Genomic DNA, 17,120 nt, shown 5'->3' on the forward strand with positions numbered 1-17,120 from the left:
CGGTCGAGTTCCAGGGTGCATCATATTCATGGAAGGATTGTCTCTGTGCCAGCAGCCATCCGCTTACCGGCTTTTACCCGCCGCACCCTGATCAGCCTGATCATGACGCTGTCAGTGCCTGTCGCAGGTTGGTCGCAGACAGCCAGCGATCGCCACGACTACCGGCTCTGGTACCGTAACTATGACAGCCCGGCCATCTACAACCTGGTTCGCCTGGCACTGACAAAAACGCCAGAGTACGGCCCCTTTACTCTGGTAAGAAGCCAGGAAATCAGTCAGGGTCGGGCCCTTCACGAACTTGCCAGCGGGAGCTCGAACGGGCTCGTGGAAATCGCCAACGTGGCCACCAGCGTGTACCGTGAAGAGACTCTGACCCCTATCCCGGTGCCGGTCGATGGTGGCCTGCTGGGTTTCCGGGTGTGTCTGATTCTGCCGGAAAAACTGGACCTGTTTGCCAATATCCAATCTCTGGAAGATCTCCGACGCGGTGACATCCGGATTGGCCAGGGCTCTCACTGGCCGGATACGCCTGTGCTACATGCCAATGGCATCGATGTCGTCACCCACGCCCGCTACGAAATCCTGTTCGGCATGCTCAGGAATGATCGTTTCGACTGTTTCGCACGAGGCATCAGTGAAGTGTTGTACGACCTTCGCCGCGAGCGGGCCGACGATCTGATTATTGAGCCGGATCTGCTCCTGGCCTACCCCATGCCCTCCTATCTGTTTGTCGGCAAAAATGACCACGAAACGGCACAACGCCTGCAGCTGGGACTGGAAAGAGCGATTGAGGACGGGAGTTTTGGTGAGTATCTCGATAAATGGTTTGGGCGGGCCATTGAAGAGCTGAACCTGGAGGAGCGAACCGTCATTGCCCTGGAAAATCCCTATCTTTCCGAGGATTCCCGACACATAGCACGCGAGGCCCTGTATGGCCTCGCGCGCCGCATCGAGCTTCTCAATCAGGCCGAGTGAATAATTAAACCTTAAACCTGCGTACTTTCTCATGCAGGTTATGACCGATGGTTTCAATGTGGCCGCTGTAGACATCGTTCTCGCTGGCCGCTTTCGCCGCATCCTGCCCCTGATCGGCAATCCGGGTGATGGACGAATTGAGTTCATCGGTCACCGATGTCTGCTCCTCGGAAGCCGTGGCGATCTGCGACGTCATCTGGCTGATCTGATTGATGCCTTCCACAATCCGGTTGAGCGAATCCATGGCATCCTGGGCCTTTTCCATACTGACGTTGGACACAGCCGTGGATTCCTTCATCACGTCAACGGCATTGTCCGCCCCCTTCTGCAGGCGCTCAATCATGTCGTTGATTTCTTCCGTGGAGGCCTGGGTGCGCTGGGCCAGGTTACGGACTTCGTCCGCCACCACGGCAAAGCCACGACCCGCCTCACCGGCACGGGCGGCCTCGATGGCTGCGTTCAGGGCCAACAGGTTGGTCTGCTCGGCCACACCCTGAATCACCTCCAGCACCGTAGTGATCGACGCAACGTCTTTACCAAGGGTATCAATCACTTCTGCGGCAGAGTTGACCTCATGGGAGAGCTGACGGACGGCATCCCGGGAGGCAGTGACGGTGGTCAGCGACTCCTGGCTCTCGGTGTCGGCAGTTCCGGCCGCTTCGGCGGTCTGCTGGGCATTCTGGGCGATCTCACCCGCGGCCGCCGACATCTCGTTAATCGCCGTGGCGATCATATCAATCTCGTTCTGCTGGCCTTCGACGCTGGCCCGGCTATTACGGGAGGTTTCCCGCAGGGAGGACACATTCTCGGAGAGTTCTTTGCTGCCGGCTTCCACTTCCTTGATCACCTGCTGGATGTTCTCCACAAACCGGTTGAAACTGCCGGCCAGTTCACCGAACTCATCACCCGAGGTGTCATCCAGGCGTTGGGTAAGGTCGGCATCACCGGTGGCGATGTCAGACATGGCCGTATTCAGGCGGCGAACCGGCGCCATCAGGGTACGGATACCGAAATGCAGGACAATCAGCGCGATGATCAGGCCAAGGGCTGCAATGGTCAGCCCTGTGGTCCGGGCGCTCACCACCGGCTGGTGAATCTGGTCGGAATTGACCACGGTCCCCAGATGCCATTTCACACTGCGGGCGTCTGAGATCGGGAAAAACGCCACGCTCCAGGTGTTGCCGTTCTTCTCGAATTCCCGGGCCTCACCGTTCATCTCGGGCTCAAATCCCAGGGCGTCGCTGGCGCTGGTGCCCACCAGACTCTTGTCCGGGTGAAACAACACCGTGCCGTCGTTGTCCAGCAGCACCGCATAGCCCGCGTTCCCCAGGGTAATGCTCGAAAGCAGTTCCTGGATATCACCCAGGCCAATATCCATGCCCACCGCCCCTTCATAGGTGCCGCTCTTCACCGGTGCCGTCGCGGAAATGATCATGCCGCCGGTGGAGGCATCCTGGTAAGTGCCGGTGAATGACGCTTCCTGATCGGATACCGATTGCTGATACCAGGGGCGTTCCCGGGGGTCGAAATCCGCAGGTAGCGTGTTCTCTACCTGACGGTCCCGCATGAACATGTCACCGTCGGTGGTGCCGACATAGACATTCAACGCGCCACTGCCGTCGGTCATGGCACCCAGCAGGTTGCGGGCAGTCGCATCATCGTCGATGGGAGCCAGAGCCTGGGCTGCGGCCTCGGTAATTCTCAGGCGGGTATTGAGCCAGTCGGCGATGGTCGCAGTGCTCTGCTCAACGGCGTCGTCGAGCATCGATTCCACGTAAGTATCGGTGGTGGTCTGCAGTCGGTAATTCGACGTAAATGTAAGGGCTGCGGTGATCACCAGGATGAGCACACCCACGGCGATCAGCAGTTTCTGTCCGAAAGACAATTGCACAGTGCTGTTCCTCTGTGGTTGACAGGTACGTGAGCCGCCGAATCGGGGCCGATACCGGTGTTAGTCGGCCACTCCGGCGTAGACTTTAGAGGTCAAGGAATTACCCGGAGATCTCCCCCTGATTCGCCGACCGGCGAGTGATCCAGGGAGCCGGGCTCTATCTGCTAGACTTGAAGCGCGCTACCATACCGCATTCTCATGACAATCCGAAGGAGACTCCCTGAATGGCCCATGATGAGCTGCACCTGAACCTGCGAAACCTCACCCTGGAGGACTACGACCAGCTTCAGGAACTGATGGACGACGTTTATGACGACATCGGCGGTGCATGGCCAAAGGACACCATCAAAGCCCTGGTGGAGCAGTTTCCCGACGGGCAGATCTGTATCGAGGATAACGGTCACCTGGTCGCGGTGGCGCTGACTGTCTGCGTCAAGTATGAACGTTTCAGCAACCCGCACACCTACGACGACCTGATCCTGCGCAACGAGAAGATCTGGCATAACGCCAATGGCGACTCGCTGTACGGACTGGATGTATTCATCCATCCGGACTACCGGGGTTACCGCCTGGGGCGGCGCCTGTACGAGGCCCGCAAGGAACTCTGCCGTTCCATGAACCTGCGGGCGATCCTCGCCGGTGGGCGCATTCCCAACTACTTCAAGTACTCCGATCAGTACACACCGGAAGAATACATTACCCGGGTCGACCGCAAGGAAATCTACGACCCGATCCTCAGTTTCCAGCTGTCCAACGAATTCCAGGTCACCCGCCTGATGCATAAGTATCTGCCCGAGGATGAGAAATCCCAGGGCTACGCCACGCTGCTGGAATGGCGGAACATTCTCTACACCCCGCCCTCACCCGTGCTGAGCGTGCGCAAGACCCAGGTACGCATGGGCGCTGTGCAGTGGCAGATGCGGGAATTCACCTCGGTTGAGGAAGTGCTGGAGCAGGTGGAGTACTTCGTGGACGCGCTTTCCGACTACAAGAGCGACTTCGCCCTGTTTCCGGAATTCTTCAACGCCCCCCTGATGGGGCTGACCGATCAGCTCGACCAGACCCGGGCGATCCGCTTCCTGGCCGGGTTCACCGAACAGTTCCGGGACCAGATGTCGGAAATGGCGGTGAGTTACAACATCAACATCATCACCGGCTCCATGCCGCTGATTGAGGATGACCGGGTCTACAACGTCTCCTACCTGTGCCACCGGGACGGCCGGGTGGACGAACAGCGCAAGATCCACATCACCCCCCACGAACGGCGAGACTGGGTCATCGAAGGCGGCGACCGTTTCCAGGTGTTCGAGTCCGACGCCGGCCGGGTTGCCATCATGATCTGCTATGACATCGAATTCCCGGAACTGGGCCGGATAGCGGCTGCCGAAGACGTCGACATCATCTGCGTGCCCTTCTGGACCGACACCAAGAACGGCTACCTGCGGGTGCGCCACTGCGCCCAGGCCCGGGCCATCGAAAACGAATGCTACGTGGTGATTACCGGCAGTGTCGGCAACCTGCCGAAGGTGGAAAACCTGGACGTCCAGTACGCCCAGTCGTCCGTGTTCTCGCCGTCGGATTTCGCCTTCCCCCACGATGCGGTGATGGCAGAAACCACGCCGAACACCGAGATGATCATGTTCTCGGACATGGATCTGGAGAAACTCACGCTGGTACGCAACGAAGGCTCTGTCACCAACCTGAAAGACCGGCGTGTTGATCTGTACGAGGTAAAAACCGGCAATAACGACCTTGGCCAGTAATACCGATGCACACAGTCCCATATAGGTGCCTGTGTGCGTTGCCAAAAAGGTGCCACAGAGCTATTGTTGGACTAACGGTTCAACATACATTAGCTGATTCCAAGGCAGGGAAAGGCAACCCATGAACGAAGCGTTACCCGATCTTGTCGCCCGTTTCCGGATTCGTAGCGGGCTGTTCCGCAGGGAAACCGTCGAGGCCCGCCTGTTCGGCCTTGACCCGTATTCCTGTGTTCTGAAAACCGACAAGATCTTTGAACCCGGCGACCACCTCACGCTGGACCTGGTCATGGATATGCCGTTCGAGGAAATCCGTGCCGAAGGACTGCCCGGTCTGGTGACAGACAAGATAAAACACTGCAGCAACTTCTTCTATTCCATTGATTTCACGTTGTCTGGAGCCCGCGATTCCGAACTCGCGGAAAAGCTGCGGCGCATCGTGGAAGTCACGCTGAAGAAACAGAGTCTCCGGTCCCGGAGAAACGCCAGCCCTGCCCCCGACCTGAAACAGGTGGCCCGCATCGATAGCAGCTATCCGGCATCCCTTTCCTAAGGAGTGGTTTCCATGGCCAAGAAGTCCAAACCCAGCGTTGATAAAGTCGTCAAAAAGGTCAACAAAGAGTTCGAACGAACGTCCACCCAGATAGAAGGGCTGATCGATGATGCCCTCAAGCAGTTTGACCATCTGCACGACCAGCTTCAGGAACCGGTTCGCAAACTGCTGAAGGACATGGATTCACTCCGTGAGCGCGAAATGCGCCGCTTCCATGACGAGTTTGACCGCCGGATGGGGGAATTCCAGGAGTTGCAGTCGTCCCTGCTGAATCGCCTGGGTATTGAGCCCGAGCAGACCGATGAGGCGGACAAACAGGCTCCACCTGCTCCCGCTGAGGATGTCCAGGCCAAACCAGCCGCCCCGAAAAAGGCCTCCGGCGGCAAGAAAAAGGCCAGCAAACCGGCCAAGGCGAAGGCCAAAGCCACACCAAAAGCCAAGGCCAAACCTGCAGACAAATCCGACCTGACCCGCATCAAGGGCATCGGGCCGGTCACCGCGAAAAAGATGCAGGATGCCGGCATCACCTCCATCGAGCAGATCGCCAAACCTTCCCAGGGTGACAAAGAGAAGCTCAAAGCTTTCAAAAACGTGAAGGGTTATAACCAGTTCCAGGCAGAAGCCAAGAAACTGCTCTGATGCAATCACCCGACCAACCTGTTTTACGGGACATTGTCCTGGTAGGTGGCGGGCACAGCCACGTCGGTGTATTGAAACGGTTCGCCATGAACCCGGTACCCGGCGTGCGCCTGACCCTGATCTGTCGTGACACCCATACCCCCTATTCCGGCATGTTGCCCGGCTACGTGGCCGGACATTACAGCTACGACGACGTTCACATCGACCTGAGCCGGCTGGCGGAATACGCCGGTGCCCGTTTTTACCGGGCCCAAGTGGACGGCATTGATCGCGACAACCAGCGAGTGATCTGCCGGGGCCGCCCCGACGTCCCCTATGATCTGGCGTCCATCAATATCGGTTCTTCGCCGCGTGTTGCCGATGTCGAAGGCGCTGCAGACCACGCGGTGCCAGTTAAACCGATCACCGGCTTTAACCGTTTCTGGCTGGCGTTGCTGTCGCGCGTGGAGAACCACGACAACGGCCCGCTGACCATTGCGGTGGTGGGTGCCGGGGCCGGCGGCGTGGAACTGACCCTGGCCATGCAATACCGGCTGCGCAAGGAACTGCGCCAAAGGGGCAAAGACCCGGACCTGCTGCATTTCCACCTGTTCGATTCCCGGGACATTCTGCTGCCGACCCACAACGACCGGGTGCGGGGGATGTTCCAGCGCAAACTGAAGGAACGATCAGTGCACCTTCACCTGGGTTCGCCAGTCGATCAGGTTGAAAGCCGACTGCTGACCACCGCCGCCGGCGAACGGCTGGAGGTTGATGAAGTGCTCTGGGTGACCCGCGCGGGCGGCCCGCAGTGGCTCAAAGATACCGGGCTGGCGCTGGACGACGGCCAGTTTCTCAGGGTTCGCGATACCCTGCAGACCGAAACCGATGACAACATCTTCGCCGCTGGCGACATCGCCAACGTGGTCAACCACCCCCGTGAAAAGGCCGGGGTCTTTGCGGTTCGCCAGGGTCCGCCGCTGGCGGACAACCTCAAGCGCATGGTCCGTGGCAAGGCCCCCAAACCCTTCTATCCGCAAAAAGACTGGCTGTCGCTGATCAGCACCGGTGACAAATACGCCGTGGCTTCAAGGGGCGACCGCGGCTTTGCCGGGCGCTGGGTCTGGCGCTGGAAGGACTGGATTGATCGTCGATTCATGCGCAAGTTCAGCGACCTGCCGGCCATGGATGACAATATCGTCCTGCCCGACACCTCCGCCGCCCAGAGTTCGGAGGAAGCCTCCCAGGCGATTTCCGCCGTCGCCATGCGCTGTGGTGGCTGCGGCGCCAAAGTGGGCAGCACCGTTTTGTCCCGGGCGTTGGCCCGCCTCCAGCCCATTGAGCGGGGCGACATTCTGGTGGGCCTGCACGCCCCGGACGATGCGGCCGTTATGACCGTGCCGCCCGGCAAGGCGGTGGTGCATACCGTCGATTTCTTCCGGGCCTTTATCGACGACCCTTACGTGTTTGGCCGGGTAGCCGCCAATCACAGTCTGGGTGATCTGTTCGCCATGGGTGCCGAAGCCCAGAGCGCCACCGCCGTGGCGACGGTGCCCTACGGTATCGAATCGAAAGTGGAAGACACCGTGTACCAGATGATGGCTGGCGCCGTGGAAGTGCTTAACGAAGCCGGCTGCGCGCTGGTAGGCGGCCATACCGGCGAAGGCCGGGAACTGGCTCTGGGCTTTGCCGTCAACGGGCTGATCGACCCTGAACGCATCATGAGCAAGGGCGGCCTGCGCGATGGCGATGCCCTGATTCTCACCAAACCCATTGGTACCGGCACGCTCTTCGCCGCCCATGCCCGGCTGGCCGCCAAAGGCCGCTGGGTTGATGCCGCGCTGGATTCGATGATGCAGTCCAACCGGAAAGCGGCCGAATGCCTGCTGGACTGCGGCGCCCGGGCCTGCACGGACGTAACCGGTTTCGGCCTGCTCGGCCATCTGGTGGAAATGACCCGGCCCTCGGGCGTGGATGCCGAACTCAACCTGTCTGCCATTCCGGTACTACCCGGCGTGGAAGTCACGGCCGCCGAGGGCATTCTGAGTTCGCTTCAGCCGGCCAACGTGCGGCTTCGCCGGGCCATCCGGGATCAGGAACAGTGGGTGAAACACCCGCGCTACCCCCTGATTTTCGACCCCCAGACCGCCGGCGGCCTGCTCGCCAGCCTCCCGGCCGATCAGGCCGATGCCTGCGTGGCAAAACTGCGCAAACTGGGTTACCCGCACACCATGATCATCGGCCGGGTGACGGCCGCCCAGGCCCCGGAAGGCGCCATCGAACCCATCACCCTTAAAAACTGAGCCCTCAGGGCTGAGACATCGGTTCATACAGGCCCCGGTTAAAGGTATCCTTCCCCTGCCTTTCGACTAACCTGATACCAGATACTGACAACCAAAAGGACTGATTCCGCATGAAGCTCCGCACACTTAGAAACTGGCTGGCCTCTGCACTGCTGTCGGCTGCCGTGATTCCCCTGGCCCATGCCGAAACCTTCGTCTTCACCGCCATTCCGGATGAGGACGAAACCAAACTGATGGAACGTTTCCAGGGTGTGGCTGATTACCTGTCGGAACAACTGGACGTGGATGTCCGCTACATTCCGGTCAAGTCCTACGCCGCGGCGGTCTCCGCGTTCCGTAACAATCAGGTGCAACTGGCCTGGTTTGGCGGCCTTTCCGGCGTTCAGGCCCGCCGCCTGGTGCCCGGCTCCGAGGCCATCGCCCAGGGCGTTGAAGACGAAGCCTTCCGCACCTACTTCATTGCCAACACGGCCACCGGCATTGAGCCGGCGGATGAGCTGAGCGACCTGACCGCACAGCTTGAAGACAAAACCTTCACTTTCGGCTCCAAGGGCTCCACCTCCGGTCGCCTGATGCCGGAATTCTACATCCGCAAGACCTTTGACCAGGCGCCGGATGAATTCTTCTCCCGCGTTGGCTTCAGCGGCAACCACACCCGCACCCTGCGGCTGGTGGAAGCCGGCACCTATCAGGTCGGCGCACTGAACTTTCAGGTCTGGGAGAAAGAACTGGACAACGGCAACATCGACACCGACGCCGTTCAGGTTATCTGGAAAACCCCGCCTTACCCGGACTACCAGTGGACCATCCACGCTGATGTGAATGACCGCTTTGGTGACGGCTTCAAGGGCCGAGTGCGCGAGGCGCTGCTGAACCTGGACGACCCGGAACTGCTCAACAGCTTCCCCCGCTCCGGCTTTATACCGGCATCCAATGACGACTATGAGCCCATCCGCGAAACGGCTGAAAACATCGGAATCCTGGATTAATGCCCGGATTCGAATTCCATGGCCTGACGGCCAGTTTCAACGGAGAGCGGGTCATTGGCCCGCTCTCTCTCCATATCCAGGAAGGCGAACACGTCGCCCTGGTGGGCAAAAGCGGTGCCGGTAAATCCACCCTGATCACCCTCATGTACGAGCAGATGCAGCGCCAAGCCGCGCTGGTGCCCCAGGCGCTGGGGCTGGTGAACGCGCTGCCGGTGTTCCATAACGTGTTCATGGGTCGGCTTGACCGGCATTCAGCCTGGTACAACGCCTGGAGCCTGGTGCGCCCCTTCGCCAAAGACCGCGAAGCCGTCGCCGCCCTTCTGGACGAACTTGACATGCCCCGGAAGCAGTGGACCCCGGCAGCCAGTCTCTCCGGCGGCCAGCGCCAGCGTGTGGCGATTGCCCGGGCGATTTACCGGCAGGCATCGATTCTGCTGGCAGACGAGCCCGTCTCCGCCCTGGATGGCCCCATGGCCCACCAGGTGATGTCGATGCTGGTCAATCGCTACGACACCAGCGTGATTGCCCTACACGATGTGGACATGGCCCGAACCTACTGCGACCGCATCATCGGCCTGCAGGACGGCCAGGTCGCGCTGGACGAACCGGCCAGCCAGGTGGACCCCAGAGCCATCATGGCGCTGTACTGAGGGGCCGCGGCGCGATGTTTTCCTACCCGGTGGTCCGAACCAGTTTCCTGTTCCTCGCTATTGCCCTGGCCGGGCTACTGGTGGCGGATATCGCCATTACCACCTCCGACCCCTGGCAGGACCTGGGCCGATTCTTCCTGGGCGTGGCCACCCCCAATTTCTTCAGCACTGAAGGCCTGGCCACCGCGTTACTGCGCACCGTATCCTTTGCCTTTGTCGGCGTGGCCCTGGGCAGCTTCTTCGGGTTCCTGCTGTCGCTGGTCTACCACTCGCTGCCGGTGCGGGTTTTCTGCGCCTTTATCCGCGCCATTCATGAACTGTTCTGGGCGCTGATTTTCCTTCAGTTCTTTGGCTTTCATCCGCTGACTGGTGTGCTGGCCATCGCCATTCCCTACGCCGGCATATTCGCCAAGGTCTACTCGGAAATCCTGGAAGAAGCCGACCCGGAACCCGCACGGCTGCTGCCGCCCGGCACCGGCACCCTGAGCCGGTTCCTGTTTGCCCGCATCCCGGACAGCTGGGCGCAGATCCGAACCTACACTGCCTACCGCCTGGAATGCGGCCTGCGCTCCTCTGCCATTCTGGGCTTTGTGGGCATGCCAACCCTGGGTTTTTATCTGGAAGCATCTTTCTCCCAGGGCCTCTATTCTGACGCCGGCGCCATGCTCATCCTGTTCTATGTGCTGATCGCCACCCTTCCGCTGTGGGTACGCCCGAAGCTGGTGCCGCTGTACGTGGCCGCTTCGCCGTTTTTCCTCGGGGATGGCCTGCCCATTGTCTGGGGCAATGTGGCTCGGTTCTTTACCGAAGACATCGTTCCGGCGCCCCTGAGAAACGGCGAAGGCATGACAGAGCTGTCTGCCTGGTTCGGGGACCTGATGGTCAACGAGGCCCTGCCCGGCATATGGAATACGGTGGTGCTCACCCAGATTGCCCTGGTGGCGACGGGGATTCTGTCATTGCTGGCATTCCCGCTGATCTCCCGGCATTTTGGCGGGCCGGTGCGGCGTACCTCCGGGCACGTGCTGCTGGTGATCGCCCGGTCCACGCCGGAATACATTCTGGCCTACATACTGCTGCAGTTGTGGGGGCCGTCCATGCTGCCGGCGGTGGTGGCGCTGGCGCTGCATAACGGCGGCATTATCGGGCACCTGATCGGCCAGCAGACCAACAAGGTCCAACTACGGCCGGATGCGCCGGTGGGGTTTGCCCGGTATAGCTGGGAGTTGCTGCCGCGCATCTACCGGCCATTCCTGGCCTTCCTGTTCTACCGATGGGAAATCATCATGCGGGAGACCGCCATCCTGGGGATTCTGGGTATCTACACCCTGGGGTTCTACGTGGACAGCGCCATCCAGAACATCCGCTTTGACCGGGCCATGATGCTGATCCTGATCACCGCCCTGCTGAACATCGGCGTGGACGCCCTGGGGCGTTACATCCGCCGCCGGCTGGCCCTTCAGACCATGCCCACCTGCTGACGGGTGGTTATTTCACGGCGCGGAACACCAGCTTTTCCGGGGCGCCGCTGATCGGGTCCTGGCCTGCCTGAAGGTCAATGCGCCAGATCATGTCGGTGCCGGTAGTGCAGAAAGGTGCGGTGAAAGTGGCCTCATAACGGTTGTCGCCGCGCTGTTTCAGGGGCACCGGGTACTCGCCCATGTACATGGATTCGCCCCTCAATACCGCCAGAAAGCGGCTGGGCGCCTCCGGTGCGTTCACAGTGAGGTGGTATTCCACGCCCTGGCTGCCGGCTTCGCCCGGCTCCAGGCTCATGGACCAGTCGCCACTTTCAGCACTCCAGGTACACGGCTGTTCCAGCAGATTGCATTCCGCTCGGGCGGCCTCGTCGCCACTGTCGCGCAGGTAACGCGGGCCAAACACCATCAGCGCCACCGCACCGACCATCAAACCAACCACCACAATTGCACGTAACATCGTCTGCCTCATTACCGGTAAGAACCCGGCATTATGGGGATAATTGCCGACAAGGCAAAGGTTTCGAAATAGCTGCGGCCATGAGAAAATAGCACGCTTATCAGTTTTAGCGATCGACCACACAGGACACGCCCGTGCAACCGGACATCTCCGTACAGCATCTGAACAAGATCTACGAGGACGGCTTCCAGGCCCTGAAAGATGTCAGCCTTGAGATCCATAACGGCGAGATTTTCGCCCTGCTCGGCCCCAACGGCGCGGGCAAAACCACCCTGATCTCCATCATTTGCGGCATCGTCAATCCCGGTAACGGCGAAGTGAAAGCCGCCGGTTACGACATCGTGCGCCAGTACCGCCAGGCCCGCGAAGCCATCGGCCTGGTGCCCCAGGAACTGAACACCGATTCCTTCGAAACCGTGTGGGACGCGGTGTCATTCAGCCGGGGTCTGTTCGGCAAGGCACCCAAGCCCAGCCACATTGAAAAGGTGCTCAAGGACCTGTCGCTCTGGGACAAGCGGGACAACCGCATCATGTCCCTGTCCGGCGGCATGAAACGCCGGGTGATGATTGCCAAGGCCCTGTCCCACGAGCCGCGCATCCTGTTCCTGGACGAACCCACCGCCGGTGTGGACGTGGAACTGCGCCGCGACATGTGGGAAATGGTCCGCAAACTGCGGGAGAACGGCACCACCATCATCCTGACCACCCACTACATCGAGGAGGCCGAGGAAATGGCCGACCGCATCGGGGTGATCCGGCAGGGTGAAATCATTCTGGTGGAAGACAAGAACAGCCTGATGTCCAAACTCGGCCGCAAGGAACTGCGCCTGCAACTGATGCACAAACTGGACAAAATCCCGGGCGAACTCACCCTGGAGCCGGTGGAGCTGTCAGACGATGGCTACGAGCTGGTCTACACCTTCGATTCGCAACAGCAACAGGCCGGCGTGGCCGGGCTGCTAAGAACCCTGGGCGACCTGGGGATCGAATACCGGGACCTGCAAACCCGCGAGAGTTCGCTGGAAGAAATCTTTGTCGGACTGGTACACGAGTAGCCAAGGGCACGAGCGGAGAAAGCAATGAACCTTTACGGTGTAAAATCAATCTACAAGTTCGAGATGGCGCGCATGCGGCGCACCGTCATGCAGAGCGTGCTGGCGCCGGTGATCTCCACCTCCCTGTACTTCGTGGTGTTCGGCTCGGCCATCGGCTCACGCATGGGCGACATCGACAATGTCAGCTACGGTGCCTACATCATTCCCGGCCTGGTCATGCTCTCACTGCTGATGCAGAGCATTTCCAACGCCTCCTTCGGCATCTACATGCCCAAGTTCTCCGGCACCATCTATGAGGTGCTGTCTGCGCCGGTCTCCTACGTGGAAATCGTACTGGGCTACGTGGGGGCGGCCGCCACCAAATCCACCATACTGGGGCTGATCATACTGGCCACCGCCCGCATGTTCGTGGACTACTCGGTGCTGCACCCGTTCTGGATGGTGTCGTTCCTGATACTCACCTCCATTACCTTCAGCCTGTTCGGGTTCATCATCGGCATCTGGGCGGACGGCTTCGAGAAACTGCAGATTGTGCCGATGATGATCGTCACCCCGCTGGTGTTCCTCGGCGGCACCTTCTATTCCATCGACATGCTGCCCGAAGCCTGGCAGACCATCAGCCTGTTCAACCCCGTGGTCTATCTGATCAGCGGTTTCCGCTGGGCTTTCTATGGCGTGTCTGATGTGCACGTGGCCATCAGCGTGGGCATGACCCTGGTGTTCCTGGCCCTCTGCATGACCACCATCTGGTGGATTTTCAAAACCGGCTATCGGCTGCGCTCATGAAACGACTCTTGTTATTGATTGGCGGTTTACTGTTCCTGTCTGGCTGCGACATGGTGGGCGCAGGCCAGCCGGCCCCGGAACCGAAAGCCGCCACCTGCTTTATCGGCAATGACGTGCCCTACCAGGTGCAACTGGAAGTGGCGAACAGCCATCAGGAACGGAAAAAAGGTCTGATGGGCCGCAAGGAACTGGGCCAGCAGGAAGGCATGCTGTTCACTTTCGACTACGAGCGCGGCCCCCGCAGCGGCTTCTGGATGTACAAAACCCTGATCCCGCTGGACATCGCCTACCTGGACCAGCAGGGGCAGATTGTCAGCATTCGCAACATGCACCCCTGCCCGGCCGTCGACGGCACCAACTGCCCGTCCTACGCGGCGGGCAAAAGCTACTGGTATGCGGTGGAAATGAACGCCGGCTACTTTGCCGACCGCAACATCCACCCGGGCGACCGGCTGGTGCTGCCGTCCTCGGGCGAAAGCTGCGATAGCGGCAACTAGCGGTCCTGCCAGTCCGGCTCCCGCTTATCGAGGAAGGCGGCAATCCCCTCCTGGGCATCGCAGGCGGCCATATTGCTGGCCATAATCTCGGCGGTGTATTCGTAGGCCTGTTCCAGGGGCATTTCCAGCTGCCGGTAGAATGCGGTTTTGCCGGTTTTCACTGTGTAGGCGGACTTGTCGGCAATGGTCCGCGCCAGGCTGTACACCGTCTCATCCAGGGTTTCGGCATCCACCACCCGGTTGAGCAGCCCGATCTGCTCGGCCCGTTCGGCGCCGATCATCTCGCCGGTCAGCAACATTTCCATGGCGTGTTTGCGGGAGACATTACGGGACAGCGCCACCATCGGCGTGGAGCAGAACAGCCCGATGTTCACGCCGGGCGTGGCAAAGCGCGCGCCGGATTCCGCCACCGCCAGATCGCAACTGGCCACAAGCTGGCAGCCCGCCGCCGTGGCCACACCCGCGACACGGGCAATCACCGGCCTGGGCAGGTTCACCACCTGCTGCATCACCTTCGCACACTGGCGGAACAATGCCTGCTGGAACTCGTGACGGTTGAACTGCTCGCGCATTTCTCGAAGATCGTGGCCGGCACAGAACACCTTGCCGCTGGCCGCCAGAACCACCACCCGACACTCTTCATCAGCCTCCAGGGCCGTAAACACCTCCGATAGCCGCTCCAGCATCGCCATCGACAGGCTGTTGCGCTTCTCCGGCTGATTCAGCGTTACCGTGGTAATGCCGTTTTCCGTGTACACATGCACAAGGCTGTCGCTCTGAACCGTCATGGAAATCTCCCAGGCTTATTGTTGTAGACCGAAGTATTGCCAAACCGGGCGGCTGTGTCGAACCGACCTTGGGCGCAGACACCGGGCAACGGTTGCAATCCCCGTTTACGCCCTCAGGCTTACACAGTAAGCACCGGAAACATAGGAGGAAACCATGTCCCCTTCCAACCTGCTGCGCATCATCCTGGCCATCGCCGTGATCGGCGGCGGCATCCTCGTCATCATGAACGACGAACCGGCCGCACCCACCGGTGATATCAATGAGATACAGCCACTGCCGGAGCAGGATGATCCGGATCGGTAAGATTGGCCGGACGATGGACTAACAGCGTTCCTCATCGAGTTGCTGAAGCAGCTTCCCCGCTTTCTATCGGATAGCATTCGGTAGAATGCTACCGTCTCCCCTCACCCTTGCAGGAGAAAAATGTGTCAGACAACAACGTCGAACTTACGTCCACCATTAGCGAAGACAACAAGCTGGAACTGGCTCTGCGGGAGATTGAGATCCCTCAGCCGGGCGAAAACCAGGTGGTCATCCGCGTCGAGGCCGCGCCCATCAACCCGTCTGACCAGGGCGTGATGTTCAGCGCGGCCGATATGACCACGGCCGAGCAGTCCGGTAGCGCCGATCGCCCGGTTATCAGCGCCGATGTTCCGGCCAAATTCATGGGTGCTGTTAAAAACCGTGTGGGCAAGGCGATACCCGTGGGTAATGAAGGCGCCGGCACCGTGGTCGCGGCAGGCTCATCCGACGCTGCACAGAGCCTGATGGGCAAAACCGTGGCGTTTTTTGGCGGCGGTAGCTACCGCAAATACCTCTGTGCCAATGTGCAAAGCTGTCTGGAACTGGAACCGGGTACGACCGCAGAAGAAGGCGCTTCAAGCTTTGTGAATCCGCTAACGGCATTATCCATGGTGGAAACCATGCGTGCTGAGGGGCACAAGGCAATCGTTCACGCGGCGGCCGCCTCCAACCTCGGGCAAATGCTCAACCGCATCTGCCTCGCCGACGGCATCGACCTGGTCAATATCGTCCGCAAGCAGGAACAGGAAGACCTGCTGCGGAACCAGGGCGCCAAATACGTGGTCAACTCCAGCAAAGACAGCTTTATGGCCGACCTGACCCAGGCACTGGTCGACACCGGCGCTACCATCGCTTTCGACCCCATCGGTGGCGGACGCATGGCCAGTGATATTCTCACCTGCATGGAAGCCGCCGTCTCTCGCGACATCACGGAATACCGCGTGTATGGATCTGACGTCTACAAACAGGTTTATATCTATGGCGCTCTCGATCGCGGCCCCATCACGCTGAACCGCAACTTTGGTTTTGCCTGGGGTGTGAACGGCTTTCTATTGTTCAATGCGCTGGGGAAACTGGGTAAGGAAACCAACGTCGCCATGCGCAAACGCGTCGCCGCCGAGATCAAAACCACGTTCGCCAGTCACTACACCCATGAAGTATCCCTGGCCGGTGCATTACAACTGGATACCATCTCGGCCTACGGAAAAATGGCGACCGGAGAGAAGTACCTGATCAAACCGCAGAGCTAATAGCGGCCCGGCAATGGCGGATCAACGCTTGCAACCTACCCCGGTAATCAGCGCCGGGGTAGGTTTAGCTGCTTCAAAATCCAGGGGATGAATTCCTTCCCAGAGCAGTCAGTTGCATACGCAGTTTCTTGGCATGATCCGGAACGGCAGGGTTGGCGGGAATCGTGTCCGCGCCGGTGGTTTTCCGGCACAAGGAGCAATGGCACTGATAGAGGTTTGGGAGTTACCCCACAGTCATTTGTTAACGACGACTCTTATCAAACCACCGAACTTCGCTAAAACTTGCTCTGTTATTAATCAAATACGCTTTAATAGCTTCCAGAAGCTCGTTAGAAACCTGGGGGGTTCAACTTTCCAGTTTTATCGAAACCCACCGTACCACCAGAAAAACCTTCGCCGTCAGGTGACAAATTGAGGCCAATGGAATTAAATCCGGCCTCCATTGGTAAACCCAATGCATTAATTCGCCCTTCTTGCCTCTGGGCAGTAATTATCGGGAAAGGGTCTACCGCCACACGCTCACCCGTCTCCACCAACGCACCATTGGGCCCTAAAGCGTTGCCTATCACAGGAACATCCCAACAAAACTCTGTCGGGATTACCTCTGGCACAGCAATATGGAGCAACCCTACGAACGGAAATCCATCCCTCAGCAAACCTGATGCCTGCTTAAAGCCCATTGAATTTACGTTTCTCGATGGCTTTGCAATGGTTGGACGCAGAACTTTTACTTCAATAGCTATCGACCGATCAAAATGATATT

General features: G+C 59.6%; 17 protein-coding genes. 13 read left to right on the forward strand and 4 right to left on the reverse strand.

Annotation, left to right across the window (positions count from 1 at the left end):
- Positions 1-45: 45 nt before the first annotated feature.
- Positions 46-975: a hypothetical protein gene (locus tag HNR38_RS05125; protein ID WP_343068238.1), complete on the forward strand. Its 930-nt coding sequence runs from the start codon at positions 46-48 to the stop codon at positions 973-975.
- Between the two features lie 4 nt (positions 976-979).
- Here HNR38_RS05125 and HNR38_RS05130 read toward each other — a convergent pair whose 3' ends face one another.
- Positions 980-2,866: a methyl-accepting chemotaxis protein gene (locus tag HNR38_RS05130; protein ID WP_183700445.1), complete on the reverse strand. Its 1,887-nt coding sequence runs from the start codon at positions 2,864-2,866 to the stop codon at positions 980-982.
- A 224-nt stretch (positions 2,867-3,090) separates the two neighbouring features.
- Between HNR38_RS05130 and HNR38_RS05135 the strand changes: the two genes are divergently transcribed.
- The 7 genes from HNR38_RS05135 to HNR38_RS05165 all read left to right on the forward strand — a co-directional run bounded on the left by HNR38_RS05135 (position 3,091) and on the right by HNR38_RS05165 (position 11,220).
- A complete protein-coding gene (locus HNR38_RS05135; RefSeq protein ID WP_183700447.1) occupies positions 3,091-4,629 on the forward strand; it encodes a bifunctional GNAT family N-acetyltransferase/carbon-nitrogen hydrolase family protein in 1,539 nt (512 codons plus the stop codon).
- A gap of 121 nt (positions 4,630-4,750) precedes the next feature.
- On the forward strand, positions 4,751-5,179 hold the full coding sequence (locus HNR38_RS05140) for a hypothetical protein (protein WP_183700449.1): 429 nt from the start codon (positions 4,751-4,753) through the stop codon (positions 5,177-5,179).
- Between the two features lie 12 nt (positions 5,180-5,191).
- Positions 5,192-5,818, forward strand: a complete 627-nt coding sequence (locus HNR38_RS05145) for a helix-hairpin-helix domain-containing protein (protein ID WP_183700451.1) — start codon at positions 5,192-5,194, stop codon at positions 5,816-5,818.
- Positions 5,818-8,100: a selenide, water dikinase SelD gene (gene selD, locus HNR38_RS05150; protein WP_183700453.1), complete on the forward strand. Its 2,283-nt coding sequence runs from the start codon at positions 5,818-5,820 to the stop codon at positions 8,098-8,100. The genes HNR38_RS05145 and selD overlap by 1 nt, the downstream gene beginning before the upstream one ends.
- 110 nt (positions 8,101-8,210) lie before the next feature.
- On the forward strand, positions 8,211-9,089 hold the full coding sequence (locus HNR38_RS05155) for a putative selenate ABC transporter substrate-binding protein (protein ID WP_183700455.1): 879 nt from the start codon (positions 8,211-8,213) through the stop codon (positions 9,087-9,089).
- Positions 9,089-9,739, forward strand: a complete 651-nt coding sequence (locus tag HNR38_RS05160) for a phosphonate ABC transporter ATP-binding protein (RefSeq protein ID WP_183700457.1) — start codon at positions 9,089-9,091, stop codon at positions 9,737-9,739. Before HNR38_RS05155 ends, HNR38_RS05160 begins: the two co-directional genes overlap by 1 nt.
- A gap of 14 nt (positions 9,740-9,753) precedes the next feature.
- On the forward strand, positions 9,754-11,220 hold the full coding sequence (locus HNR38_RS05165; RefSeq protein WP_183700459.1) for a PhnE/PtxC family ABC transporter permease: 1,467 nt from the start codon (positions 9,754-9,756) through the stop codon (positions 11,218-11,220).
- A gap of 7 nt (positions 11,221-11,227) precedes the next feature.
- On the opposite strand, the gene HNR38_RS05170 is transcribed toward HNR38_RS05165, so the two are convergent.
- Positions 11,228-11,677 (reverse strand): hypothetical protein, encoded by a 450-nt coding sequence (locus HNR38_RS05170; protein ID WP_183700461.1) that lies wholly within the window; start codon positions 11,675-11,677, stop codon positions 11,228-11,230.
- Positions 11,678-11,811: 134 nt separating this feature from the next.
- On the opposite strand from HNR38_RS05170, the gene HNR38_RS05175 reads away from it, so the two are divergent.
- The 3 genes from HNR38_RS05175 to HNR38_RS05185 are packed head-to-tail and all read left to right on the forward strand — an operon-like array spanning position 11,812 to position 14,015.
- Complete coding sequence (locus HNR38_RS05175; RefSeq protein WP_183700463.1) at positions 11,812-12,732, forward strand: ATP-binding cassette domain-containing protein; 921 nt, start codon at positions 11,812-11,814, stop codon at positions 12,730-12,732.
- A gap of 24 nt (positions 12,733-12,756) precedes the next feature.
- Positions 12,757-13,518, forward strand: coding sequence for an ABC transporter permease (locus HNR38_RS05180; protein WP_183700464.1), 762 nt, complete (start codon positions 12,757-12,759; stop codon positions 13,516-13,518).
- The gene (locus HNR38_RS05185; RefSeq protein WP_183700466.1) at positions 13,515-14,015 is read left to right on the forward strand and encodes a DUF192 domain-containing protein; all 501 of its coding nucleotides are present in this window, start codon (positions 13,515-13,517) and stop codon (positions 14,013-14,015) included. The genes HNR38_RS05180 and HNR38_RS05185 overlap by 4 nt, the downstream gene beginning before the upstream one ends.
- Here HNR38_RS05185 and HNR38_RS05190 read toward each other — a convergent pair.
- Complete coding sequence (locus tag HNR38_RS05190; protein WP_183700468.1) at positions 14,012-14,803, reverse strand: enoyl-CoA hydratase; 792 nt, start codon at positions 14,801-14,803, stop codon at positions 14,012-14,014. The two genes, HNR38_RS05185 and HNR38_RS05190, sit on opposite strands and share 4 nt — an antisense overlap.
- A 154-nt stretch (positions 14,804-14,957) precedes the next feature.
- Here HNR38_RS05190 and HNR38_RS05195 point away from each other — a divergent pair, with 154 nt between their 5' ends.
- A complete protein-coding gene (locus tag HNR38_RS05195; protein ID WP_183700470.1) occupies positions 14,958-15,107 on the forward strand; it encodes a hypothetical protein in 150 nt (49 codons plus the stop codon).
- A gap of 122 nt (positions 15,108-15,229) precedes the next feature.
- Positions 15,230-16,357: an MDR/zinc-dependent alcohol dehydrogenase-like family protein gene (locus tag HNR38_RS05200; protein WP_183700471.1), complete on the forward strand. Its 1,128-nt coding sequence runs from the start codon at positions 15,230-15,232 to the stop codon at positions 16,355-16,357.
- A gap of 329 nt (positions 16,358-16,686) precedes the next feature.
- On the opposite strand, the gene HNR38_RS17270 is transcribed toward HNR38_RS05200, so the two are convergent.
- Positions 16,687-17,037 (reverse strand): hypothetical protein, encoded by a 351-nt coding sequence (locus HNR38_RS17270; protein ID WP_221275674.1) that lies wholly within the window; start codon positions 17,035-17,037, stop codon positions 16,687-16,689.
- Positions 17,038-17,120: the final 83 nt, after the last annotated feature.

Origin of the sequence: Marinobacter oulmenensis, from assembly GCF_014201735.1 — a bacterium.
In the GTDB taxonomy this organism is placed as follows: domain Bacteria; phylum Pseudomonadota; class Gammaproteobacteria; order Pseudomonadales; family Oleiphilaceae; genus Marinobacter; species Marinobacter oulmenensis.

Excerpts from the sequence above, each read along its gene's own strand:
- HNR38_RS05135 (WP_183700447.1), top strand. The coding sequence starts at position 3,091 with ATGGCCCATGATGAGCTGCACCTGAACCTGCGAAACCTCACCCTGGAG.
- HNR38_RS05140 (WP_183700449.1), top strand. The coding sequence starts at position 4,751 with ATGAACGAAGCGTTACCCGATCTTGTCGCCCGTTTCCGGATTCGTAGC.
- HNR38_RS05145 (WP_183700451.1), top strand. The coding sequence starts at position 5,192 with ATGGCCAAGAAGTCCAAACCCAGCGTTGATAAAGTCGTCAAAAAGGTC.
- selD (WP_183700453.1), top strand. The coding sequence starts at position 5,818 with ATGCAATCACCCGACCAACCTGTTTTACGGGACATTGTCCTGGTAGGT.
- HNR38_RS05155 (WP_183700455.1), top strand. The coding sequence starts at position 8,211 with ATGAAGCTCCGCACACTTAGAAACTGGCTGGCCTCTGCACTGCTGTCG.
- HNR38_RS05160 (WP_183700457.1), top strand. The coding sequence starts at position 9,089 with ATGCCCGGATTCGAATTCCATGGCCTGACGGCCAGTTTCAACGGAGAG.
- HNR38_RS05165 (WP_183700459.1), top strand. The coding sequence starts at position 9,754 with ATGTTTTCCTACCCGGTGGTCCGAACCAGTTTCCTGTTCCTCGCTATT.
- HNR38_RS05170 (WP_183700461.1), bottom strand. The coding sequence starts at position 11,677 with ATGTTACGTGCAATTGTGGTGGTTGGTTTGATGGTCGGTGCGGTGGCG.
- HNR38_RS05180 (WP_183700464.1), top strand. The coding sequence starts at position 12,757 with ATGAACCTTTACGGTGTAAAATCAATCTACAAGTTCGAGATGGCGCGC.
- HNR38_RS05185 (WP_183700466.1), top strand. The coding sequence starts at position 13,515 with ATGAAACGACTCTTGTTATTGATTGGCGGTTTACTGTTCCTGTCTGGC.
- HNR38_RS05190 (WP_183700468.1), bottom strand. The coding sequence starts at position 14,803 with ATGACGGTTCAGAGCGACAGCCTTGTGCATGTGTACACGGAAAACGGC.
- HNR38_RS05195 (WP_183700470.1), top strand. The coding sequence starts at position 14,958 with ATGTCCCCTTCCAACCTGCTGCGCATCATCCTGGCCATCGCCGTGATC.
- HNR38_RS17270 (WP_221275674.1), bottom strand. The coding sequence starts at position 17,037 with ATGGGCTTTAAGCAGGCATCAGGTTTGCTGAGGGATGGATTTCCGTTC.